Here is a 21,928-nt window from a genome sequence, read left to right on the forward strand (position 1 = left end):
GGCTTATACAGTGCGGGAGAATATGAGACTTCAACCAAAGTCGACTTAGTTGCTCGCCTGCTTAAGGATCACAATATCCAATCGGCTTGGATGGTAGGAGACCGCTCTTCGGATGTGGAAGCGGGTAAAGGCAACGGTCTTCAAACGATCGGCTGTGCGTATGCTACATATGGTCGTGCTTCAGAAATTGAGGGAGCGGATGTACTGATTAATGATTTCCGCGAGCTCCTGCCTTTATTGGAACAATAATAAGCAGCTTGAATAAAAACACACCTGTTAGGGAGGCCGAGAGATGGCGCCGCCCTAACAGGTGTGTTTTTTTGCTATGGATTTCAAATGCTCAGCCGCATCACAGCTCCTTATCAGAAATGAAGTTCTCATCCACACGGGCATCTGATACGGCAGCCTGCTTCTCTTTACCTTTCTTTCGCTTCTTCTGGTTATATAGCCAGATGGCATATTCCAGAGGTCTAATAATCGCATTGCGATAAACCTCTTTCTCTCCAGCCTGTGCAAATACTTCTCTAGCTGGCTTCGGATTTACCTCCAGCAGCCAGATCCCGCCTTTTCGATCAATTGCCAAATCGAGAGCAAGCTCACAAAGTCTGCCGTAATTTTGCTCTAAGTAAGCGGCAATGCCGACCCCCAGCTTCTCTGTCTCTTCCTTAACCTGCGCGACCTTCGCATCATCGCGAAGCCATTCCTTGAGCAAGCTGCTCATCGTAGCAGCATTGCCGCCGCCGTGTAAATTAGAGGTAATGCTGCCGGATGCCCCGATTCGTCCAGCGCAACCGGTAACTTCCCAATTGCCTTCTCCGTTTTTTTGAACAAGCATCCGATAATCGTGGACACGTCCGCTAGCAAGCTTTATTTGAATGCCCTGCTGGGCGATGTAGCGATTGCCTTTCAAATTCCAAGGAGCCAAATAGCTGTTTAAACCTGCAGTGGAAATATATTGCGGTCGTATAATTTTTCTTGATTGATCCCGGCCTTGGATGTGAAGCTGACCATCCTTGCGCCGTTCGATTCGCAAAATTCCTCTGCCGCCGGTTCCATTAATAGGTTTGAGATAAACAAGCTGATGTTTTCGGATCATATCGGTAATATCTTGATTATCGGTGACATACTTCGTGGCAGGCAGATAGCTTTTATATCGAGAATCTTTCGAGAGGATGCGATGGATGGTCCATTTGTTGCGAAGCGGGCGATTAAGGAACGTAAGATGTCCATAGCGTTCACGAAACTTTTTGAGCTGGTCAAAGCGGTAGGTACGTTGGATTCGGCATCGATCATAAATCATATTTGGAAACGAGGTCCACCTTCGTGACCATGTTTGTGTGTCAAGATTGTAGAACTGCGCGTGAATTTTGTTGTTAATATAATTGACGTCCATTGGCGTAAACACGAAGACGCTTAGTCCCAGCTTTCGTCCAGCGGAAGTCATTTTCTGATAGATGGAACGTTCCTCCAGATGTCCGGCTTCATTGAGATATAGAGTCAGGATGCCTAGGACGGGCTGTTTCATTCGTGGTTCCCCTTTCAAAGCGAAGCGTCGGTTTGCCTGTTGGCCCTCTATGCATGGAAACGGCTGTCATGCCTAAACGAAAACATAAAGCCATGCTTGCCGTATTGTCCGTTGCCACATTGCAAGTGAGTTTCCCTAAACGTTGAATCATGGCTTGAACGAGTGAACTGCCAATCCCGAGGCTTCGAGCTTCGGGATGGACGACGACCATGCACGCAGCCTCGCCGCCGTCCTCTGCAAAACCGAAGCCGACGACGCGGTTTCCTTGCTTAACGACTGCAGCAACCGCGCCGCATGGACGGCTCACTCCATCTTGTAGTAATGAAGGATCAAGCTTTCGGAGCGCATGAATAGTCGAAACTGCAAGCCGCTTATCTCCGAAGCGAATGGCAAAGCCAATGAGTCTTTTTTGTTCCGCTAACCATGCTTCCGGTGTAAGCAGCTCTAGATCCACGTTATGCGCCTCCTGCTTTTTCTAATTTTGTTCTAGCTAAATAAGCTCCATAATGAAATACGCGCTCTAACGATTTTTGACGAATATGAGGCTCGTCGAATTTCATAGGCTTAGAATTAGCTTCGAAAAACCACATGTTCCCTACGCTGTCGACGCCTAAATCCAACGACATTTCGCCGAGCTGCTGGCCTGAGGCGCGTTCAATCTGCTTAGCGATAAGAACGGCCGCATTTTTTGCTTTTATAAGCAGTTTACGCGCCTGCTCTTCATTAAATGAATTAATGAGTAGCTTCTCTGGGTCTTCAATCATACCGCCGCGAGGAACATGGGTCGTAATGCTGGATGCGCCTGCAATTCGGGCACCTATTCCAGTAATATCCCATTGCCCTCGTTGGTTTTTTTGAACAAGCGCGCGAAGGTCAAATCTTCGGTCCTGGAAGGAGGCGAGCTTGATGCCTTGTTGAGCGATATAGGCCTCATTGCCGCTTTGTTTCTGAATACGACTCCAAAGTTTATGAAGGGTGGAGCAATTGTAAGTCGTACTCTTTTTGTTTTCTTGAATTCTTAGCCGATAAGGAAGCTGCTTCTCAGCGTGAACCTTGATCGTCATTATGCCTTTTCCAGCTTTTCCGCTTTCTGGCTTTAAATAAAGATAAGAATGTTTTCGCATCATGCGTTCCAGGCTCGTAACCGAAACGAGTTTTCGTGTTAATGGGATATAAGGTTTGGTCAGTTTTGATAAACGAAGCCATTCGAATAAATCCCATTTGTTGAAAAAAGCCGGATTAAACAGCGTGACTCGCGGATGCTTGCGGCAGGCGTTGATCTTTTGCCTTACAGCCGGTTGGATCTCATCTTCGCGCAGCGGAATTCGGTTGTAAATCACGTCGGGAAAGGGCAGCAATCTTTGCTGCCAGCTGTCCTCAGCTTCATTGAAGACATATCCCTTTAAGCTGCTTCTGGTCAGAAGCAGGTTTTTTACGGTGAGGACATAAACGATGAAACCCATCGATTGACCCGTTCTAATCAAATCGACAAAATTGCTTCGATTGCCGCGAAAGAGCTGAACATCATCATCGATCGTCAAAATCGCCAATACGGTTCGGCCGGCACGCTGCTCTCTAACGTCTGCATCATCGGGAAGTAAGCTATCCATCAGCTGGTACCTCCCTCATCTTTGAAGCGGCTGAGATACAAGCAATGCTCTAAGATGTAAGATAGCGAAGCGCGGCCCTCAGAGCGAAGCGCCGGATGCTTGAAGATTGATCGTCCAGGCTTGGCGTTCGCTTCGAACATCCATACTTCTCCATCCTTATCAATGCCGAGATCCAGTCCCAACTCACCAAGTCTATGAGGGTAGTTGCGTTCGATCGCTTCTGATAGTTTAATCGCAGCCAGCTTTGCTTTCTCAAGAACGGCATCTGCTTGCGTGCCGAATGTTTTGCCAAGCGCTTGCTCAGGCGTCATGAGCGAGCCGCCGTTTTTCACATGCGTAGTTACACTTCCTCGGCCTGCTTTTTTGGCTCCGATTCCAGCAGGAACCCACTCGTTGCTGCCGTTCTTATGCATGTGAAAGCGAAAATCGAGCGGGCAGCTGTCGATCTCAACTAAGCGAATGCCTTGCTGAACGACATAATGATTCAAGCTGCTGCCATGCTTCGCCTGAAGCATCCGCATTAAGCTGCTGAATTGCGTGAATCGAAGCAGCACATTTTGGCTGCCCTTGCGATAGCGGGCGAAATACCCGCGCTTCGGGTGATAGGTCAATCGGTAGATTCCTACTCCAAGGCTGCCTGCCGTAGGTTTGTAATATAGAAATTGATGTTTCTCCAGCATTTCCTTAATTTTTTCGGAAGATGGACCAGAGACCGATTCAGGCAAATGAGTCAGCGCTTCAGGATCATTATCAAGCAGCTTGTAGACATCGGCCTTGTTGAAGAAGCTCCAATTAAAAAATGGGATTTTGCGGCGCACGAAGCGTTCGCGCAGTGAATTAATGGATGCAGATGTCTCCGCTTTGCGGCTCGGAAGACGATTGTACACGACGTCCGGGAGCGGAACGATTTTGCGATACCAGCCGCCCTGCGGGTTAAGGAAATAGCCATTGACCGTTTCTTGCTGCCAGTTGATGTCGCTTGGTGTAAAGCCGAAAAGGTAAGCTTTATGTTCACCTGTTTTAATGACTTGCTTGATAAATCCGGTACGCGGACCAAAAGGATTGCTCTCAGAGCGTGTCGAATTGTCGCTCAGTATGCCGACCAGCGGTCCGAGCTGAACCTCATTATCGCCTGAATTAAGCACGTAAACGTTGCCTGACTTCGGCACTTTAATCGATTGACGGATGGCAGTTGATAAATACAGATGATTGCCCGGCCGCTTCAATGGCTTGATTTCAGCTACGATTACCTCTTTGCCCAGCTTGAGGTGAACCGATTTTTTGCCTGAGAGCTTGAGATGTTTGAGCAGTGGGCTGGATAAATAGACAATTTTATTCGATTGCTGTGAGAAATGTACGTTACAAGTTGTCAAACTCATCGATGAACCTCCTGAACGTTGAAAGGCCGTAATTGGTTGTCAGAACTTGAATGATGACGACGGCCATTTGCGAATTCATTGGCTACAAAGGACGGTGATAGTCGCCTAGACAGCATTCGTGCATATAGAAGCGGTCTTTCAATGGAAAGCCGCTCGGCCTCATGATCGCTTATGATTCCAAAGGAAGAGCGGCCAGGCTTCGAGTTCGCTTCGAGCAGCCATATTCGGCCGCTCTGATCAATGCCATAATCTAAACCGAGCTCGGCAAATCTGCCGAATTTGCTTTCCAGTCGTTCTGCCGTTTGCTTGCTTATTGTATGGATCATCTCTAGCAAACGTTCGGATTTTGACTCGCCAAATTTGGCTGACAGCAGCTTTGCCGCCGGGACGGCGCCGCCCCCGCCATGAAGATTGGATGTTAAGGAGTCCGCTTGCCCTGTGCGCACAGCGGCTCCAGAGATCGACCATCTGCTCTTCTCATCCTTTTGAATGAGCACTCGTAAATCAAATGGTTTGTTGTCATTGCCGCTAAGCTCCAGATAGGGCTGAATCAAATAGGAGGTTCCACTTATGAAACGATGAATCCATCGCTCAAAAGCTAAATCCTCCTTAAAGGAGACCGAGAAGGGATGGTTTCTTCGGTTTCGACCTTTTATGAGCAGTGATTGCTCAAACGGGCAGCGCTTCACAAGGATGATGCCTCTGCCCTGCATCCCTGAGGAAGGCTTAAGAATGATGCCTCCTCGGAAACGATCGGCGAGCTCAAGAAGCTGCTGTGTCGTTTGCATGGGAAGAGTAAGCGGCAAATGCCTGCTCAGCATATGGTCTTCTTTGAGTGCTTCATACACATCGAGCTTCCCAGGAAGTTTTCCGTTTAGAAGCTGGTAAGGCTTAACTTGAGCAAGGGAACTGAGCATGCGGCGGCAGTTTATTCGCTGATTGGCTTCAGTAAAGAAACAGCGGTCATAGATGATGTCAGGAAATGGGACGGTCTGTTTAGAAAAATGCTCGTTCTCCAATCGATAGCCTACGAGAGACTCCGTATGCTGCTGAAAGTCTTCTGCTGTAAATAGATAGACGTCCATGCCAAGCTGCTCGCCGGCAATGCTGAGCGCACGATAGAAGGAAGGCTCTGGCATTACCGGAATAGATGCATGCTCTGAGGCATTATCGTTGATTGAGGCCACGAGAATGGCAAGTTTGACCTTTCGATTCTGCATAGAAGCCTCCGTTAAAAGCCCGCTAAAAAACGGGAGTATTGAATCATCATGCGGACGGATGGACGAATTTTATTGTCATTTAGCGGTGTGTTATCATTTTTTGACGGTTTGGAATTGACTTCCAGCAGCCATACGCGGCCTGCCGTATCCATTGCAAGATCGATGCCGAGCTCACCGAAATGTGCTGGTATTTGCGCATCAACGCCGCGCGCGATATTTAGCGCTGCCTGTTGGAGCCGCTTCGCTGCTTCCTGCCTGCTAACCCCTGCCTGCAGATTTGATTTTGCAACAGCTTCTCCAACCGTGCTGAGCGTGCCGCCGCGCGCTAAGTTTGAGACAAAATGATGAGTTCCGGCTGTACGGGCTACAATGGATGTGATCGTCCATTTACCGCTCGAATTTTTTTGGACGAGTGCGCGGAAGTCGACTGGCCGCTTCTGGATTTCAATGAGCTGCAATCCCTGTTGAATTTGGTATCTCACGGTTTTCATCTTCGCGGAAATCGTCGAGAAGAGCTTAACCAAGCTCGTAAACTGCTGTCTTCGAGTACCAGCCGAAGTCGCATACATCACTTGATAATTACTCGAATCAAGATGAGTGATCCGAATGATTCCTTTTCCTAAGCTGCCGCGAACAGGTTTGAGAAAAACGCTGCTGTACCGAGAGCACATTGATTTCAGCATCGTATAGTTGCGCAGCAGATGCGACTCAGGCAAATAGCGAACCAAGCTTTCATCTTTCTTAAGCGCATCGAAAACCTCGGTTTTATCCAAAAACTTTTCATTGAAAACGGTAGTCTGATGGTGCTGTTTTACTTCTTTCATGAAATGTTGTACGCTGGGTCTGTTCTCCAATTTTCGTGAGGTAAGACGGTTATTAACGACGTCAGGAACGGGCATCGAGAGCTTCCGCCAGCCGTCGGAATAGATCCAGCCATCAATGTTGTCGATACTTGTGCCGATCTGATTAGGTGTGAAAAAATAAACGTACGCGCCTTGCGCTGTACAGGCTTCAACAAGCTCCCTGCAAAACATAGTAATGGAACCAAAGGGTTTATCCGGCATATGCGGATAATCTCGGCTAATGAGAACGCCGATTAAAGGCCCAAAAACGAGTGTGGCAGTGCTGGCTTTGTATTGCAGTCGGATCGATGTGCCATTTGTTAATCCCATCTGTCTGGCTAAACTTTGACTGATCCTCATTCCGTCGTACTTTGCGACAGGAATAACCTTGACATGCTGCCGAAAAGCACCAAACTTTACGAGAATGTGCTGGCCTTGAGGGATTTTCCACTGCTTTACTTGTGCTTCGCCAAGCATGAGCGTATCCTCCGGAAGCATACCGGAGCTGATCACCTGTACGGCTACTTTCGATTTGAGCATCATAAATCTCCTTCCAAGCAGGAGGATGACGATAAGAGGTTAGCGGCCTATAGGTGTTTTACACGAATTACTTCAGCATATGAGGACATCTATTCCTTTGTGAATCAGAAACGGTTCTGAAGCTTGTGTTGTTTTAGCATGCTTTTCCATCAAGGATTTGGTTCATGTATAGAATAAGGGGTATGATTGGACGTATTGAATACCAAATGAGAGCGATAAGAATGGGAGAGAGACGAATGAACATTTATGACAAAGCTTATGAATTAGCGAAGGCGCTTAAGGAAAGCGAAGAGGCATTGCTATTAAAGGCTGCGAAGCTGGAAGCAGAAGCTGATGCAGATGCAAAGGAAATGCTGGATGATTTTCGCGAGCGGCAAAACTTTTTACAGCAAAAAATGATGGCTGGTGAAGAGCCTTCTGCCGAAGATATGGAGAAGATGAGCAAGCTCTATGAAGTGATTACGCTTAATCCGTTGATAGGCAAATTGATGGATGCGGAGCGCCGGTTTGCCGTCGTGTTTGAGGATGTTAACCGCATTATGTCCGATGTGCTGAAGTCCATTGTAGACTAATAGGAGACATATACCCTGTCCCTCCTTCATAGAATGATTATGCGGACAAGAATATAAGCCGCTTATGACCGTATGAAGGAGTTGAAGGGAATGTTAGCTGGAAAAGGCCGTCATGTATTGTATTTGCTTATTGCGCTGGCGATGCTTGTATATGCGATTCCGCGTCTCGAGCTGAATGCGCCTTGGAGCTTGATGAGTGTATTCGGATTAGTATGGATTTTGTTCTCTTTAATCATCATAACGTCACATGTCAATGCGCTGGTTATGAATGATGAGAGACGGAAGGAGCTCGCGCGCATTAAGCGAGCGAAGGCGCTGTTATGGGAACAGAAGCTTGTTCAGAAGGCGACAACTGCCCGCAGAGCCCGAGGTTAGCATACAACAAAAAAAAGATCCGTCGGTATTATACCGTCGGATCTTTTTCTTGTTAATAAGCATATTTGACGAAACCTTCTTATTGGATTTCTTTAAATTGAACAAGCTGCTTAACGAATTTATATACCGCTTCCTGCTCCTTTAAGCTTAAGCCGTTCATTTGGTGGGCAACCTTCGTGGCATATCCTTCATCGTCAGTATCATCTGCAGCATCGGGGTTTGGAACAACGTTCACGATTCTCTCGAGCGGCGTTTGAAGGGCAAACGCGATTTTGCTTAGCACATCAATCGTTGGATTTTTTTCTCCCCGCTCAACCTGTCCCATATAGGAAGCATTTATATCAGCGCGAAGAGCAAGCTGTTCTTGACTAAGCCCTCTTTTTTTGCGCAGCAGTCGAATGTTCTCTCCTACAAGTCCTGCAATCCCACTCATTGATTCACCTCAGCCTAACGATAAAACTTTACTAGTCTATCAACAACATTCTATAGAGCATATTAAAAAGAGTGACTATAGTCATTGACTAATAGATGGTCTCTTTACTATAATTGTGTAAAAAAGTATCATTCTAATAATATCATTGCCTTTAAAGGATCAATTTACCATTTTAAATAAAAGTGGTAGGATATATAAGGGCAAAATCAGTGGACACGAGGAGGATGCAAAGTGGTTGACGAATTCGAATTTTTCAGAAAAGTTCGCGCATATTATAACAATGTTCCATTCCTTGTTCAGTTCACATACCGCTTGTCTCACCGTGTCGATAAGGCTTTGGCTGCACGTGGCTCATTCAGCTGTCGTGTTAACCCGCATACCCAAATCGTTGAATATGTGCTTGACTTAAAATCTGATCCTATTTCTCGGCCGCACAGCGAGCAAAGCTCTTTTTTGTTCTCTAGCATATACGATGAAATTCCATCACAAGTGATAGAAATGAATCAATTCCTTATCCAATCACTGCGATATCCGATTCCGATTGAATATGATTGGCAAGCGTTTATCATGTCAGGCGCTGAAGATGCCATCAACGTTCAAACGGTACAGCAGCTGTTCAAGAAATGGCGGTTTAAAGGCTTGGAGGGCCAGCTGATCGATGGCAGGCTGCGTACGAATCAAGTTCTGCTTCAATGGCAGCTCTAGATTAGGCCCGAATTGAGGGTGAGCATGACTTGTTCCTCGCTTTCTCCTATAATAGGGAGAAACAAAGGCAAGTGGACGGAGGATATAAGGTGGCTTCAATCGGACCAGGCAACGAGACTAACACGAAGCATGAACAAATATTGATTTATATACAAAGCTTGAAGATTGGAACGAAAATATCCGTACGCGCGATTGCCAAGGAATTAGGCGTCAGCGAAGGAACGGCTTATAAAGCTTTTAAAGAAGCGGAAAGCTCTGGCCTTGTCAGCACGAAGGAACGTATCGGAACGGTGCGAATTGATCGGAAACGGCGTGAAGCGCTGGACCAGCTTACATTTGGCGAGGTTGCCGAAATCGTGGAAGGCAAGCTGTTCGGCGGAGCAGCCGGCCTTGATAAAACGCTGCATAAGTTTGTCATTGGTGCAATGGAGCTGGATGCGATGCTGCGCTACATTGACGAGGGCAGCTTGCTAATAGTCGGCAACCGTATCGGGGCGCATCGCTGCGCGCTTGAGGAGGGAGCAGGCGTATTGATTACAGGCGGATTTGAGCCGAGCGCGGAAGTAATCAAGCTTGCTGACGAGCGCGTTCTCCCAATCATCTCATCGCGGCATGATACGTTTACAGTCGCCTCCATGATCAATCGTGCGATGTACGACCGGCTTATTAAGCGGAAGATCATGCTGATCGAAGACATCGTAACCTTCAGCAGACCCGCTGATGTGATGCGAATCGGGCAAACGGTTTTGGACTTCCATAAAATATCGCGGGAAACGGGTTATTCCAGATTTCCAGTAGTCGATGTAAGGGGCAAGGTTGTTGGCATGATGACGGCTAAGGATGCTGTGGGATCGCCTGAGGATAGCGCGGTAGATAAAGTGATGACAAAAAATCCGATTACAGCGGCACCCAATATAACGGTCACTTCGGCTGCTCATACGATGGCTGCGGAAGGTATTGATTTGTTGCCTATCGTTGACAGGCATCGCAAGCTGTTAGGCGTTGTGACGAGGCAAGAAGTGCTTGATGCGATGCGATTTGCTGGAAAGCAGCCGGAATCGGGAGAGACTTTCGAAGACTTAATGTGGACGGGCTTTATGGCTACAACAAATGTTAATGTCATTGGTCAGGACGAGCTGGGCATTGCTTATAAGGGAATCATTACACCGCAAATGTCAGGTGCGCTTGGGATGGTGTCGGAAGGACTTCTCTCTACGCTAATGACGCAAGCGGCTCGCAGAATGATTCGAGAAACGGCGAAGCGTGACTATTTGCTGGAGAGTATGACGACTTTTTTTGTAAGGCCGGTTCAAATTGACAGTGAGGTTACGATCATACCTAAAGCGCTTGAGATGAGTCGGAAGTTTACGAAGCTTGAAATCGAAGTGAAGGACAAACAAGGCTTGGCCGCCAAAGCGATGCTGACGGCCCAAATGATTGATCCGTATTAATTGCACATTTAATTTCTTGTCGAGCTGTACGCGCTGAGATTGCGAAGACCAGCAAATACATTAAATACGCCGATCACAAGGAATATAGCGCCAATTACGATGCGAAGCGTAGATTCTCCGGACAAGAACAACTGAACGAGAGCGATAAAAAGCAGCATGGCTCCCATGCTAATATTCATTCTAGCTGTGAAGAGGCCCCGGGTTCTCGCATCAGTGGAGCGGCGTGATTTAAAGCTGAATACAGCCGAAAGCACGAGTGTAATTAGGATGCCCGGCACAAGCAGCCATTGCATCAGTTGATCCATGGAAAAGCAACTCCTTTTAAGTTACGTATGTACAGCTTCGATCTTGTGAATAGACAGGCTCTATTGTATCACGAATCGCAGCTGTATGCTTAAGAAGGAGGCTTTGCATAATCACGCACCTTGATCCAGACATGCAGCACATTATCAACGACAAGAATAGTCTTAACCTCAATGGTATAGTCCTTGCTGTTCACATCCATATAGACCTTCTTCTCAAGGAGGTTGCGTGCGAATTTTGCGTCAGAGTCAATTTCATAAATGCTTTGCCCAAGGAAGACGCTCAAATCCCCTTTTATCCGCTTAATAATCAACGCCTCGGTAACTTGATCAAGATGGGGCCTTCCCGTATTTTGGCCGGCTTCTTTCTCTACACGGGGCAGGATGCTTTTTATAACGGTATGCTGATTCTTGAATTCATTTAAATGTTTTAAATCCGTTTCGTATTGCTCCAGCTTAACCTCCAGCTCACTCTTCAATGTGATTAAAGCCTCAAATTGCGCCAAATAAAGCGAATTGTACACAATTGCGCCAATGATCATCCCGAGTGTCAATACTCCTACCATTTGCAGTCCTCTCGTGAAACGGCTAAACGGCGGCACGCGCATCGCTTAGGTGGCTCCCTTGCAAATAAGCCGCACTAGCTCTGTGCCTAAATGTGCACCCAGAAAAGCGATAATAATAAAGCAGATTTGCTGGGCTGCCGGCGATAACTGACCATCCATAATGTTGCTTTCAATGACTCGAACGGGATCAATCGACCCCCCGATTGCTGCGACGATCGCCCATATTTTCAGTTTTATGGCTGTATCGAGCATTGTATGGGCTGGCGGCATCAGCATAAACACCGATCCCACTGCTGCAAGCGTAGATCCACCTAAAACAACGCCAAATGCGATAAAGAAATCAAGTCCTGCTTTGGACAAAAAATAGCTCACCCGTATCCCTCCAAAAATATAGTCTTGTAGATTAACACCGCATGCTTGTATGCTCTGCTACCATTCTATGGGCGTGTCCATCGCTATTATGATAAAATAGAATTATCTTATTTTTGGACGAAGCGGAAAGGAACCGATGCGATGAGCGGCCATAATGAACAATCTTTCGTGCATTTGCACGTCCACAGCGAATATAGCCTGCTCGACGGCGCCGCCAGAATTAAAGATTTGACAGCTAAAGCTGCGGACCTCGGCATGAAGGCACTTGCGCTCACCGATCATGGAGTCATGTACGGAGCTATTCCTTTTTACCGGGCATGCCGTGCACAAGGAATAAAACCGATTATTGGGTGCGAGCTATATATGACGACTGGTTCTCGCTTTGAGAAAGGGTCGCGCAAGGAAAATCCAATCTATCATTTGATTGTGCTTGCCAAAAACGAAGCGGGCTATCGAAACTTAATGAAGCTCTCCTCCATAGCACATTTAGAAGGTTTTCACTATAAACCCCGCGTTGATTTGGAGATGCTGCGTGAGTACTCTGAAGGGCTGATTTGTTTAAGCTCTTGTTTGGGGAGCGAGATCTCTCAGCATCTGCTGCATGACCGCTTGGAGCAAGCACGAAGCAGCGCTTTGCGTTATAAAGATATTTTCGGAGATGACTTTTATTTARAGCTGCAGGATCATGGTCTTCTGGATCAGAAAAAAGTAGCTGTTGATATGATAAAGCTTGCAGAGGAAACAGGTATTAAGCTGGTCGCTACAAATGATGTGCATTACTTGCAGGCTGAGGACGCTGCTATGCAGGATGTGCTTATTTGCATCGGTACGGGCAAAACGACAGAGGATACTGATCGATTGCGCATGCTGACGGATCAGATGTATCTGAAGAGTGCGGACGAAATGGCGCTGCTGTACAGACATGTGCCTGAAGCGATTGCGAATACAGTTGAGATCGCGGATAAATGTGAGCTTGAACTGACGCTTGGACGCGCTGCGCTTCCTATTTTTAGGCCGGTACCATCGGGTATGAGCTCAGCCGATTACTTAATTACTTTATGCCGCGACGGATTAGTTGCTAGATATGGCGGAAATCCAGAGTGGGTTCAAGATACTGATTATAGACAAAAGGCGGAGCAGCGGCTCGAATATGAGCTGTCTGTCATCGAGAAGATGGGATTCAGCGACTATTTTCTGATCGTTTGGGATTTTATTCGCTTCGCTCATGATTCAGGCATTAGAACGGGACCTGGACGGGGCTCGTCTGCGGGCAGCCTTGTTGCGTATACGCTTCGAATAACGGATGTTGATCCGCTGAAATATAAGCTTTTGTTCGAGCGATTTCTTAATCCTGAGCGAATTTCCATGCCCGATATTGATATTGACTTCAATGATGAACGGCGTGACGAGGTCATTGCTTACGTGGCAGCCAAATACGGCGAAGAGCATGTTGCTCAAATCATTACATTCGGAACGATGGCGGCCAAGGCAGCAGTTCGGGATGTAGGCAGAGCTATGAACGTTCCGTTTCAAGAGGTGGATCGAGCAGCTAAGCTTATTCCAAACCAACTGGGCATTACGATTGAGGAAGCGCTTCGCATGAGCAACGAGCTGCGTGAAGCAAGCGAGCGTCAGCCGAAGACGGCGGCTATGCTGAAGATGGCCTTGAAGGTTGAGGGCATGCCAAGGCATGCCTCCACTCATGCTGCGGGTGTTGTGATTTCACAAGAGCCGCTTACACACTATACGCCTATACAGACAGGAAGCGAGAGAATTCCGCTCACGCAATATTCAATGGAGCATTTAGAAGCTATTGGACTTCTAAAAATGGATTTTCTCGGCTTGCGTACTCTCTCCATTCTAGAGCGTGCACTGCACGCCGTTAAGGAGCAGCACGGCAGAGTGATCGATTTCCACACCATTAGCGATAGTGATCCGGCAACGTATGCCATGCTGAGCCGCGGCGACACGACCGGAATTTTTCAGCTCGAGTCTGCCGGTGTGCGGCGAGTGCTGAAGGAAATGAAGCCAACGGAATTCGAGGATATCGTCTCTGTCCTTGCACTCTACCGTCCCGGCCCGATGGAGTTTATTCCTAAATACATTCAAGGCAAACACGGGCTCGTAACGGTTGAATATCCGCATCCGTCGCTAGAGCCTATTCTCTCTGACACTTACGGCATTATTGTTTATCAAGAGCAGATCATGCAAATTGCCTCCTTGATGGCTGGCTTTTCTCTTGGCGAAGCGGATTTGCTGCGCCGAGCAGTATCCAAGAAGAAGCGTGAGGTGCTCGACGAAGAGCGGGCTCACTTTGTGAAAGGAAGTCTTGCACAAGGGTATTCAGAAACGGATGCCAATCATGTCTACGACATGATTGTTCGATTTGCCGATTATGGGTTCCCTCGGGCGCATGCAGCAGCATATGGAGTACTCGCCTTTCAGACAGCATGGCTTAAAGCTAACTATCCTGTGCCGTTTATGGCATCGATGCTCGCTTCAGTTACAGGAAATCAGCGGAAGACCGCTGAATATGTGGATGAATGCCGGCGAATGGGCATTGCTGTGCTGCCGCCTGACGTTAATGAAAGCAGCGTATCGTTTACACCTGTTGAGAAAGCGGTTCGATTCGGGCTGGCAGCGATTAAAAATGTCGGCACACAAGCCATTGAAGCGATTTTAAAAGAGCGAGAGGATCGGCTCTTCGATAGTCTTCTGGATCTTTGCCAACGTGTAGACCTGCGGGTTGTGAACAAGCGGGTGCTGGAGTCGCTCATTCAGGCGGGAGCTTTTGATTCGTTGCCAGGACATCGTGCTCAGCTACTAGCTGCATTGGAGGAGACGGTAGAGACAGCAATCAAATGGCGCAAAGACCGTGAAGAGCTGCAAATTGAAATGTTTGGTTTAGATGAGGTGCAGAACTGGGATGTCGAGCTGCCCGAAATCCGTCCGTACACGACAGGGCAACAGCTTGATTTTGAAAGGGACCTGCTGGGGCTTTATTTATCCGGCCATCCGCTGGATGCTGCCGAGCAGCAGCTGTCAGCGCTAGGTCTTGATCGGTTGGTTGAGCTGTCTGATGCAAAGGACGGGGCGATTGCTATTGTAGGCATTATGGTCGTATCCATCAAACCTTTCACGAATAAGAAAGGTCTGTCCATGGGTTTCCTCGAGCTTGAAGATCGCATAATGCGTGTGGAAGCTGTCGTATTTCCAACGATCTGGAAGCGAATCGAAAGCAAGCTCAAAAAGGGCGGCTTAGCCATTATACAAGCAACGGTTCAGCAGCAGGATGATGACTATAAGCTCATCGTTGAAGATTGTGTACCGATTGAACATGCGGAGATGGAGCTTGCGGATCACGTAGGACGGCTGCAGAAGCAGGCGAAGGCTCGCGCGGCAAGAACGGGCGGGAGCAGCTATACTTCTCAGGGCAGTACTCAGAAAACGCAAGGCCAAGCTAACCGAACGACGTCACCTAGCAATCGGCCAGCTTTCCAGACTAAGGCTGCTGATAATAGTAGCGTTAAACCCGGCCCTCAGTCCGGAAATAACCGCACGACACCTGCATCCGATGAGCGCAAGCCGCAGCGCGTATATATAAAAATTTTGGCTGAAAATGAACAGCCTGCTGTCCTTGAACAGCTAAAAAGTGTTTTGGCTGGTCATGCCGGACAGCTCGCTACCGTGTTATTTTATGTACAAGGACAAAAATCGATTGCTCTCAGCGATAGTTATCGCGTTAAACCATCTGCTGAGCTTATCTCAGCCGTTGAGCAGCTCTTGGGTGAAGGCTCGATCATCGTAAAATGACAACGACATAAACGAGCTGATGCGAAACCATCTGCAATCTATTTCTCGCTTCGGGTAAATCAGAAATTAAATGCTGATCTTATGCTTGAAAATATGCAATGGCGAGAATAGGTTTGAGYTGAGCAAACCGTGGTTTGAAATTATTTCGATAGTGAGATTATGCAAAAAAATAAGAAGAAAAATTATTCTTTTGCCATGAATATTTAGTATTGATGCAATAGGATTTCTACCCTCCTGTTTTATCTTGCAAGCAACGGCATTTCGTATGCACATCAGAGCCTATCTGTGCATATGTTTAGAGATACATGTGAAGATGGCTATGGGGCTCGGAGAGTGCGAGCGCCGCCTGAGGACAATGTCATCTGCTCACGCCTATGTTTCCAAGATAAACGTACAAGCAGTTACGGGAGGGATGAGTCCTATGACAGGAATCGAGAAATGGCTCTTAAAACGAGGGGTATCCATCGATGATGTAACAGAAATCGTTTATACGCTGCAGCGTCCCTATAATGGTGATTTGACGATGGAAGAGTGTGAGGAAAGCGTAAGGGCGGTACTTGGCAAACGAGAGGTTCAATATGTCATGTATACGGGTATGGCCCTTGATGAGTTAGCTGAGCGGAAGTTATTGCCAGAGCCTTTGCAATCGATTATGGAAAATGATGAGTCGCTTTACGGTGTGGATGAGACGCTTGCGCTCGGCATTACGAATGTTTACGGCATGATTGGATTGACGAGCTTCGGATATTTAGATAAAGTAAAACCCGGTATTATTCGTCAACTAAATATAAAAGGTGAACGAATTCATGTTTTTTTAGATGACCTGGTTGCTGGATTAGCCGCTGCCGCGTCTGCTCGAATTGCACATCAGGACCCGAAAGCGATCCAATATGATTTGCCGGATTCGCCTTAACTATGGTATCATTGTGAGATCATATGGCCTGTTACCGGGATAGCTGTGCTTAGTAAGTGAGCTTTGTGGAAGCAAAGTTTTCAGGAGGTACCATGATGTGGACGGTCATTTATATCGCACCAACAGCAAAAATTGCAGATAACATCAAGAAGCGGCTAACGGATGAAGGGTTTCTGGTGAAAATCCGCTCCGTCAATCTGTCCAAACAGCAATACGAGATACTAGTTCCGTCAGGCGAGTTGGAGGAAGTTCAAGAAGTATTCAACTCCATTATGCGGCCATTATGATGGACTGCTCTATACTATTGCGCCTTGAGAGGTGTCACACGTGCAAATAAAAGATTTATTTACTAAGAAAAAATATGCAACAATACCTTCGGAACCACGCAAGCGTGAAGTTCCTGAGGGCTTGATGAATAAGTGCTCCAAATGCGGCACGATTCAGTATAGCAAAGAGTTGGAAAAGAATTTGAAGGTATGCTCATCCTGCGGTTATCATTACCGTCTAAGCGCGTTGGAGCGTATTGCATTAACGCTTGATGATGGGCATCTAGTAGAATACGATGCCAATATGGAATCCATCGATCCTCTAAATTTCCCAGGTTACGCGAGCAAGCTAGAGCAGCAGAAGAGCAAGTCAAGTCTTCGCGAAGCTGTCGTAACAGGAGAAGGTACGATTGGTGGTTTTCCTGTCGTCGTAGCAGTCATGAGCTTYGATTTTTTCACTGGCAGTATGGGATCCGTAGTTGGAGAGAAAATTACAAGAGCGATCGAAGCGGCTCATGAGAAGAAACTGCCGCTTCTTATTTTCTCAACATCGGGCGGCGCCCGGATGCAGGAAAGTATTCTTAGCTTAATGCAAATGGCCAAAACGAGCGCGGCACTTTCAAAGTTTCAAGGTGCCGGGGGTTTGTTTATTTCGATTTTTACCGATCCTACTACGGGCGGGGTTTCGGCAAGCTTTGCGAGCTTGGGCGATTACAATTTGGCCGAGCCTGGCGCGTTGATCGGTTTTGCCGGACGAATTGTTATCGAACAAACGATTCGCCAGAAGCTGCCTGACGACTTCCAGACGGCTGAGTTTAACTTACAGCATGGCCAATTGGATAAAGTCGTACACCGCAAAGATATGAAACCTACGTTAGCAAAGCTGCTTGATATGCATTGCGTAAGGGAGGAAACATCCTATGGCGGGTGAGCTGCCTTTTGAAAAACCGTTGAACGACTTGCGGCAGAAGGTAACTGAGCTTAAGACCTTAAGCGTGGAGAAGGGTATCGACTTCACGGAAGAAATTCGCGGTCTTGAGCTTAAGTGCAAGCAGCTGGAAGAAGAATTGTATAGTGAGCTGACTCCGGCTCAAAAGATGCATATGGCGCGTCATCATCAGCGTCCGACATCGTTAGACTTCATTCAAACGGTATTTACCGACTATATGGAGCTTCATGGAGATCGTCTGTTTGCAGATGATCTTGCCATCGTTGGTGGCCTTGCTAAGATAAACGGTGTTCCAGTTACTGTTATTGGACACCAGCGCGGCAAGGACACTCGTGAGAATATTGCTCGTTTCTTCGGCAGTCCTCATCCTGAGGGCTTCCGCAAGGCGCTTCGTCTAATGGAGCAAGCGAACAAATTCAAGCGGCCAATCATCACGTTTATTGATACGAAGGGTGCTTATCCGGGCAAAACCGCCGAGGAGCGAGGTCAATCGGAAGCGATTGCGCGCAACCTGCGGGAAATGGCCGGCTTCGGCGTGCCTATTATTTGTATCGTTATTGGTGAAGGCGGCAGCGGGGGAGCACTCGCTTTAGGCGTCGGAAACCGTGTATTAATGTTGGAAAATGCGATTTATAGTGCAATCTCGCCAAATGGAGCGGCATCCATCTTATGGAAAGATGCTTCCAGGGCAGATCAAGCAGCTGAAGCCATGAAGATTACAGCCAAAGATTTGTTAGAATTTGGTGTAATTGAGGATATTGTTCCAGAGCCGCAGGGCGGCGCACATAAGGACTTGGCATTTCAAGCGGAGCAAATTAAGGAAAAGCTGTGGCAGCATTTACAAGAACTTATGAAAATGAGTGCTGAGCAGCTTATCGAAGATAGGTATAATAAATTCCGTAAAGTCGGTCAATTCAAGATCGTTGAAGAGCCCGGAGATGTGGCGGACGGAGCAGTTGCCGATACAAATATCGGTATAAAAGCGGACGCGGTGAATGTATCTCAGGAACAAGCGCCGGAAGCAACTCCGACCGTTCAATAGTGAATAATATGTAAAAATGATTATTTCACTGTACAAGCAGTGGGTTGTCATGTCAGTATAGTAAAGAATATCAGGCAGTATACGGAGGAAACTTAACATGCGTAAAACGAAAATTGTTTGTACTATCGGTCCATCCAGCGAATCACTGGAAAACACTAAAAAGCTAATCAATGCAGGCATGAACGTTGCCCGTCTTAACTTCTCACACGGAGATTTTGAAGAGCACGGCAACCGTATTAAAAACATCCGCATTGCAAATGCAGAACTTGGTACTTCGGTAGCGGTTTTGCTTGATACGAAAGGTCCTGAAATTCGTCTTGGCAAGCTTAAAGAAGAGCCTATTGAGCTTAATCAAGGTGAAATCGTTACGCTTACTACAGAAGAAATTTTGGGTGACCGCAACCGTGTTCCTATTACTTACAACAACCTTCCAAACGATGTAACAATTGGTTCAACTATCCTCATTGATGATGGCTTGATCGGATTGACAGTTGAAGAGGTTAAAGGCACTGAGATCGTTTGCCGTATCGTAAACAGCGGTCCAATTAAAAGCAAAAAAGGCGTTAACGTTCCTGGCGTGAAAATTTCATTGCCTGGTATTACTGAAAAGGATGCTAACGATATCGTATTTGGTATCGAGCAAGGCGTAGACTTCATCGCAGCATCTTTTGTTCGTAAAGCGAGCGACGTGCTTGAAATTCGTGAATTGCTTGAGCGTCATAATGCAGGTCACATTCAAATCATCTCCAAAATTGAGAACCAAGAAGGCGTAGACAACCTTGATGAAATTCTTGAGGTTTCTGACGGTCTTATGGTAGCGCGTGGCGACCTCGGCGTTGAAATTCCAGCTGAAGAAGTGCCGCTCGTTCAAAAAAATATGATCAAAAAAGGTAACCGTGTAGGTAAACCTGTCATTACAGCAACACAAATGCTTGATTCCATGCAGCGCAACCCGCGTCCAACTCGCGCAGAAGCGAGTGACGTTGCAAATGCGATTTTTGACGGTACAGATGCGATCATGCTTTCCGGCGAAACAGCTGCGGGAAGATATCCAACTGAATCCGTACAAACAATGGCTCGTATTGCTGAGCGTGCGGAAGCCGCTTTGGAATACCGTGAAATTTTCACAAAACAAGCTAATGCACAACAAGTATCCGTTACAGAAGCAATCAGCCAAGCTGTTGCTAACTCGGCTCTTGACCTTGGTGCAAAAGCGATCATCACATCGACACAAAGCGGCTTTACAGCTCGCATGGTATCGAAGTACAAGCCTAAAGCTCCAATCATTGCTGTAACGACTGATGAGAAGGTATTGCGTCGTCTATCTCTCATTTGGGGCGTATTTGCAGTGCTTGGTCCAGATGCGGATACAACGGATGAAATGTTCGAAAATGCTGTAAAAGGCGGAATGAGCACTGGATTCCTAAGCTTGGGAGATACAGTTGTTATTACAGCTGGCGTTCCAGTTGGCCGTGCTGGCACTACAAACCTTATCAAAATCCACCACATTGGTGAGCTTTTGGCACAAGGACAAGGTATCGGCAGCCAAACAGCTATCGGTAAAATTGTAGTAGCTCGTACACCTGAGGAAGCTATTGCAAAAACAACTCAAGGTTCAATCTTGGTAACGATCTCCACAGATAAAGAATATATGCCTGCATTTGAAAAAGCTGGCGCAGTTATTACAGAGCAAGGCGGAATTACTAGCCATGCCGCTGTAGTTGGCCTGAATCTTGGAATCCCAGTTATTCTTGGTATTCAAAATGCAACTGAATTGCTGCAAGATGGCATGGAAGTTACCATCTATGGCGAAACAGGCGTTATCTATCACGGCCAATCAAAAGTACTGTAATAAAACAGTGCCTTTGTTAACAACAATATAGTACAAAAACAAAAAGCGATGGTGATCTCACCGTCGCTTTTTGCTAATCAATTCGTCAAAGCATGTTCGATTTGATAAAAAATGGGGGGACATTTATGCTGTCAGCTTCCACTTGGGTTCTGCACCCGCTGCGCGTTCGTTATCAGGAAACCGATCAAATGGGTGTCGTTTTTCACGGGAATTATGTAACTTGGTTCGAAATTGGACGTACTGAATGGATAAGAAATGCTGGTTATGACTATAAAACGATTGAAGAGCATGGATTGCTGCTGCCGGTTATAGATTTGCAATGCCGCTATGTGCAACCCGCTCGCTATGACGATACTGTAGTCGTTTGTACTCGAATTGCGGATTGCAGCCCTCTGCGCGTATCCTTTGAATCACAGGTTAGAAAGGTATCACTGGATGATTTCCATGCGTCAGTAGTATCAGAAAGCGAATCACTGCCTGGAGAACTGCTCGTGGAGGGTGGAACCAAGCATGTGTGGGTCAACGAGTCATGGCAACCAGCGCGCTTAAACAAAGTCATGCCTGAATTGTATGAACTGCTGCGTACGAAGTAAGTTTGCTGCGCAAACCAAGCTTATGCTTACGAAGTAAGTTTACTGCGTAAACTTTGGAGGAGGTCCAATCATGTATAAATGGCTGTTGGCAGTTTTAATTGTTGTTCCATTGGTTGAGCTTTGGGGAATTTTTCAAGTTAGCGGCTGGATCGGGGGCTGGAACACTTTTTTTATACTGATCCTCATGGGTTTGGCAGGCGCTTATTTGGCTCGAATGGAAGGGCGAAAAGTATGGGGCGAGGCTCAGCGTCAAATGCAAGCTGGACAAATTCCTGGCCAGTCGCTATTAGATGGATTATGTGTGTTAGCAGGGGGTATTTTGCTGTTGCTGCCAGGGTTTCTGTCTGACATCATAGGCATTACGCTGCTTATTCCTTTTACAAGAACCTTTTATAGACTAATCATGCTGCGTGAATTAGAGAAAAGAATACGAAACGGCAATTTTAAGATCGGAAGATTCTAATATTTACGTGACATTTACAAAAGGTTAACATGGCAATAATAGTCATGCTTCATAATGAGATAGATATAAGTCGTTTCTTGTCGTTATATTAGCATTCTTGATATGAGGCAAGAAGCGTATGTTAGAAAAGCAGGTTTATTTCGCA

General features: G+C 46.8%; 23 protein-coding genes. 13 read left to right on the forward strand and 10 right to left on the reverse strand.

The window, feature by feature from the left end; all coding sequences use genetic code 11:
• Nucleotides 1-249, forward strand: a 249-nt coding sequence (locus AB4Z50_RS03090) for an HAD family hydrolase (RefSeq protein WP_441875598.1), incomplete at its 5' end; no start/stop codon positions are given.
• Between the two features lie 100 nt (nucleotides 250-349).
• Here AB4Z50_RS03090 and AB4Z50_RS03095 read toward each other — a convergent pair.
• Genes AB4Z50_RS03095 through AB4Z50_RS03120 form a run of 6 tightly spaced genes read right to left on the reverse strand, consistent with a single transcriptional unit; the run spans nucleotide 350 to nucleotide 7,116 of the window.
• Nucleotides 350-1,525, reverse strand: a complete 1,176-nt coding sequence (locus tag AB4Z50_RS03095) for a YheC/YheD family endospore coat-associated protein (protein WP_441875601.1) — start codon at nucleotides 1,523-1,525, stop codon at nucleotides 350-352.
• Nucleotides 1,482-1,979, reverse strand: coding sequence for a GNAT family N-acetyltransferase (locus AB4Z50_RS03100; protein WP_441875604.1), 498 nt, complete (start codon nucleotides 1,977-1,979; stop codon nucleotides 1,482-1,484). The genes AB4Z50_RS03095 and AB4Z50_RS03100 overlap by 44 nt, the downstream gene beginning before the upstream one ends.
• A 1-nt stretch (nucleotide 1,980) precedes the next feature.
• A complete protein-coding gene (locus AB4Z50_RS03105; protein ID WP_441875607.1) occupies nucleotides 1,981-3,135 on the reverse strand; it encodes a YheC/YheD family endospore coat-associated protein in 1,155 nt (384 codons plus the stop codon).
• Complete coding sequence (locus tag AB4Z50_RS03110; RefSeq protein WP_441875610.1) at nucleotides 3,135-4,514, reverse strand: YheC/YheD family endospore coat-associated protein; 1,380 nt, start codon at nucleotides 4,512-4,514, stop codon at nucleotides 3,135-3,137. Before AB4Z50_RS03110 ends, AB4Z50_RS03105 begins: the two co-directional genes overlap by 1 nt.
• The gene (locus AB4Z50_RS03115) at nucleotides 4,511-5,734 is read right to left on the reverse strand and encodes a YheC/YheD family endospore coat-associated protein (RefSeq protein ID WP_441875614.1); all 1,224 of its coding nucleotides are present in this window, start codon (nucleotides 5,732-5,734) and stop codon (nucleotides 4,511-4,513) included. The genes AB4Z50_RS03110 and AB4Z50_RS03115 overlap by 4 nt, the downstream gene beginning before the upstream one ends.
• A gap of 11 nt (nucleotides 5,735-5,745) precedes the next feature.
• Nucleotides 5,746-7,116 carry a YheC/YheD family endospore coat-associated protein gene (locus AB4Z50_RS03120; RefSeq protein ID WP_441875617.1) on the reverse strand — a complete coding sequence of 457 codons (1,371 nt, stop codon included), beginning with the start codon at nucleotides 7,114-7,116 and terminating at the stop codon, nucleotides 5,746-5,748.
• Nucleotides 7,117-7,352: 236 nt separating this feature from the next.
• Here AB4Z50_RS03120 and AB4Z50_RS03125 point away from each other — a divergent pair, with 236 nt between their 5' ends.
• Together AB4Z50_RS03125 and AB4Z50_RS03130 are read left to right on the forward strand one after the other, a co-directional pair.
• Nucleotides 7,353-7,688 carry a YlbF family regulator gene (locus AB4Z50_RS03125; RefSeq protein WP_441875620.1) on the forward strand — a complete coding sequence of 112 codons (336 nt, stop codon included), beginning with the start codon at nucleotides 7,353-7,355 and terminating at the stop codon, nucleotides 7,686-7,688.
• Nucleotides 7,689-7,778: 90 nt separating this feature from the next.
• Entirely contained in the window at nucleotides 7,779-8,063 is a 285-nt protein-coding gene (locus AB4Z50_RS03130) for a hypothetical protein (protein ID WP_339207799.1), read from the forward strand.
• Between the two features lie 79 nt (nucleotides 8,064-8,142).
• Here AB4Z50_RS03130 and AB4Z50_RS03135 read toward each other — a convergent pair whose 3' ends face one another.
• Nucleotides 8,143-8,496, reverse strand: coding sequence for a helix-turn-helix domain-containing protein (locus tag AB4Z50_RS03135; protein ID WP_441875623.1), 354 nt, complete (start codon nucleotides 8,494-8,496; stop codon nucleotides 8,143-8,145).
• Between the two features lie 231 nt (nucleotides 8,497-8,727).
• On the opposite strand from AB4Z50_RS03135, the gene AB4Z50_RS03140 reads away from it, so the two are divergent.
• Both AB4Z50_RS03140 and AB4Z50_RS03145 read left to right on the forward strand, forming a co-directional pair.
• Nucleotides 8,728-9,201, forward strand: a complete 474-nt coding sequence (locus tag AB4Z50_RS03140) for a hypothetical protein (RefSeq protein ID WP_076267806.1) — start codon at nucleotides 8,728-8,730, stop codon at nucleotides 9,199-9,201.
• Between the two features lie 98 nt (nucleotides 9,202-9,299).
• Complete coding sequence (locus AB4Z50_RS03145) at nucleotides 9,300-10,652, forward strand: DRTGG domain-containing protein (RefSeq protein ID WP_441876186.1); 1,353 nt, start codon at nucleotides 9,300-9,302, stop codon at nucleotides 10,650-10,652.
• 8 nt (nucleotides 10,653-10,660) lie between these two features.
• On the opposite strand, the gene AB4Z50_RS03150 is transcribed toward AB4Z50_RS03145, so the two are convergent.
• The 3 genes from AB4Z50_RS03150 to AB4Z50_RS03160 form a co-directional block, all read right to left on the reverse strand.
• On the reverse strand, nucleotides 10,661-10,957 hold the full coding sequence (locus AB4Z50_RS03150) for a YtpI family protein (RefSeq protein WP_076267805.1): 297 nt from the start codon (nucleotides 10,955-10,957) through the stop codon (nucleotides 10,661-10,663).
• Nucleotides 10,958-11,046: 89 nt separating this feature from the next.
• On the reverse strand, nucleotides 11,047-11,520 hold the full coding sequence (locus tag AB4Z50_RS03155) for a hypothetical protein (protein WP_441875626.1): 474 nt from the start codon (nucleotides 11,518-11,520) through the stop codon (nucleotides 11,047-11,049).
• Nucleotides 11,521-11,565: 45 nt separating this feature from the next.
• Nucleotides 11,566-11,892, reverse strand: coding sequence for a YtrH family sporulation protein (locus AB4Z50_RS03160; RefSeq protein WP_076267803.1), 327 nt, complete (start codon nucleotides 11,890-11,892; stop codon nucleotides 11,566-11,568).
• Between the two features lie 141 nt (nucleotides 11,893-12,033).
• On the opposite strand from AB4Z50_RS03160, the gene AB4Z50_RS03165 reads away from it, so the two are divergent.
• From AB4Z50_RS03165 to AB4Z50_RS03200, 8 genes are all read left to right on the forward strand, one after another.
• Nucleotides 12,034-15,705, forward strand: a complete 3,672-nt coding sequence (locus AB4Z50_RS03165) for a DNA polymerase III subunit alpha (RefSeq protein WP_441875629.1) — start codon at nucleotides 12,034-12,036, stop codon at nucleotides 15,703-15,705.
• A gap of 421 nt (nucleotides 15,706-16,126) precedes the next feature.
• Nucleotides 16,127-16,618, forward strand: coding sequence for a phosphatidylglycerophosphatase A family protein (locus AB4Z50_RS03170; RefSeq protein WP_076267801.1), 492 nt, complete (start codon nucleotides 16,127-16,129; stop codon nucleotides 16,616-16,618).
• Between the two features lie 95 nt (nucleotides 16,619-16,713).
• Nucleotides 16,714-16,905: a glutamate decarboxylase gene (locus tag AB4Z50_RS03175; RefSeq protein ID WP_076267800.1), complete on the forward strand. Its 192-nt coding sequence runs from the start codon at nucleotides 16,714-16,716 to the stop codon at nucleotides 16,903-16,905.
• Between the two features lie 40 nt (nucleotides 16,906-16,945).
• Nucleotides 16,946-17,815 carry an acetyl-CoA carboxylase, carboxyltransferase subunit beta gene (gene accD, locus AB4Z50_RS03180; RefSeq protein ID WP_076267799.1) on the forward strand — a complete coding sequence of 290 codons (870 nt, stop codon included), beginning with the start codon at nucleotides 16,946-16,948 and terminating at the stop codon, nucleotides 17,813-17,815.
• On the forward strand, nucleotides 17,805-18,875 hold the full coding sequence (locus AB4Z50_RS03185; protein WP_076267798.1) for an acetyl-CoA carboxylase carboxyltransferase subunit alpha: 1,071 nt from the start codon (nucleotides 17,805-17,807) through the stop codon (nucleotides 18,873-18,875). The genes accD and AB4Z50_RS03185 overlap by 11 nt, the downstream gene beginning before the upstream one ends.
• Nucleotides 18,876-18,972: 97 nt before the next feature.
• Nucleotides 18,973-20,727 carry a pyruvate kinase gene (pyk, locus tag AB4Z50_RS03190; RefSeq protein ID WP_076267797.1) on the forward strand — a complete coding sequence of 585 codons (1,755 nt, stop codon included), beginning with the start codon at nucleotides 18,973-18,975 and terminating at the stop codon, nucleotides 20,725-20,727.
• A 125-nt stretch (nucleotides 20,728-20,852) separates the two neighbouring features.
• The gene (locus tag AB4Z50_RS03195) at nucleotides 20,853-21,320 is read left to right on the forward strand and encodes an acyl-CoA thioesterase (RefSeq protein ID WP_441875635.1); all 468 of its coding nucleotides are present in this window, start codon (nucleotides 20,853-20,855) and stop codon (nucleotides 21,318-21,320) included.
• Nucleotides 21,321-21,390: 70 nt separating this feature from the next.
• Nucleotides 21,391-21,783, forward strand: coding sequence for an FxsA family protein (locus AB4Z50_RS03200; RefSeq protein ID WP_076267795.1), 393 nt, complete (start codon nucleotides 21,391-21,393; stop codon nucleotides 21,781-21,783).
• Nucleotides 21,784-21,928: the final 145 nt, after the last annotated feature.

The organism is Paenibacillus sp. 2TAB26, assembly GCF_052115145.1.
Classification (GTDB): Bacteria; Bacillota; Bacilli; order Paenibacillales; family Paenibacillaceae; genus Pristimantibacillus.

Excerpts from the sequence above, each read along its gene's own strand:
- AB4Z50_RS03130 (WP_339207799.1), top strand. The coding sequence starts at position 7,779 with ATGTTAGCTGGAAAAGGCCGTCATGTATTGTATTTGCTTATTGCGCTG.
- AB4Z50_RS03095 (WP_441875601.1), bottom strand. The coding sequence starts at position 1,525 with ATGAAACAGCCCGTCCTAGGCATCCTGACTCTATATCTCAATGAAGCC.
- AB4Z50_RS03135 (WP_441875623.1), bottom strand. The coding sequence starts at position 8,496 with ATGAGTGGGATTGCAGGACTTGTAGGAGAGAACATTCGACTGCTGCGC.
- AB4Z50_RS03125 (WP_441875620.1), top strand. The coding sequence starts at position 7,353 with ATGAACATTTATGACAAAGCTTATGAATTAGCGAAGGCGCTTAAGGAA.
- AB4Z50_RS03175 (WP_076267800.1), top strand. The coding sequence starts at position 16,714 with ATGTGGACGGTCATTTATATCGCACCAACAGCAAAAATTGCAGATAAC.
- AB4Z50_RS03115 (WP_441875614.1), bottom strand. The coding sequence starts at position 5,734 with ATGCAGAATCGAAAGGTCAAACTTGCCATTCTCGTGGCCTCAATCAAC.
- AB4Z50_RS03105 (WP_441875607.1), bottom strand. The coding sequence starts at position 3,135 with ATGGATAGCTTACTTCCCGATGATGCAGACGTTAGAGAGCAGCGTGCC.
- AB4Z50_RS03200 (WP_076267795.1), top strand. The coding sequence starts at position 21,391 with ATGTATAAATGGCTGTTGGCAGTTTTAATTGTTGTTCCATTGGTTGAG.
- AB4Z50_RS03170 (WP_076267801.1), top strand. The coding sequence starts at position 16,127 with ATGACAGGAATCGAGAAATGGCTCTTAAAACGAGGGGTATCCATCGAT.
- AB4Z50_RS03155 (WP_441875626.1), bottom strand. The coding sequence starts at position 11,520 with ATGGTAGGAGTATTGACACTCGGGATGATCATTGGCGCAATTGTGTAC.
- AB4Z50_RS03185 (WP_076267798.1), top strand. The coding sequence starts at position 17,805 with ATGGCGGGTGAGCTGCCTTTTGAAAAACCGTTGAACGACTTGCGGCAG.
- AB4Z50_RS03150 (WP_076267805.1), bottom strand. The coding sequence starts at position 10,957 with ATGGATCAACTGATGCAATGGCTGCTTGTGCCGGGCATCCTAATTACA.
- AB4Z50_RS03120 (WP_441875617.1), bottom strand. The coding sequence starts at position 7,116 with ATGCTCAAATCGAAAGTAGCCGTACAGGTGATCAGCTCCGGTATGCTT.
- pyk (WP_076267797.1), top strand. The coding sequence starts at position 18,973 with ATGCGTAAAACGAAAATTGTTTGTACTATCGGTCCATCCAGCGAATCA.
- AB4Z50_RS03195 (WP_441875635.1), top strand. The coding sequence starts at position 20,853 with ATGCTGTCAGCTTCCACTTGGGTTCTGCACCCGCTGCGCGTTCGTTAT.
- AB4Z50_RS03110 (WP_441875610.1), bottom strand. The coding sequence starts at position 4,514 with ATGAGTTTGACAACTTGTAACGTACATTTCTCACAGCAATCGAATAAA.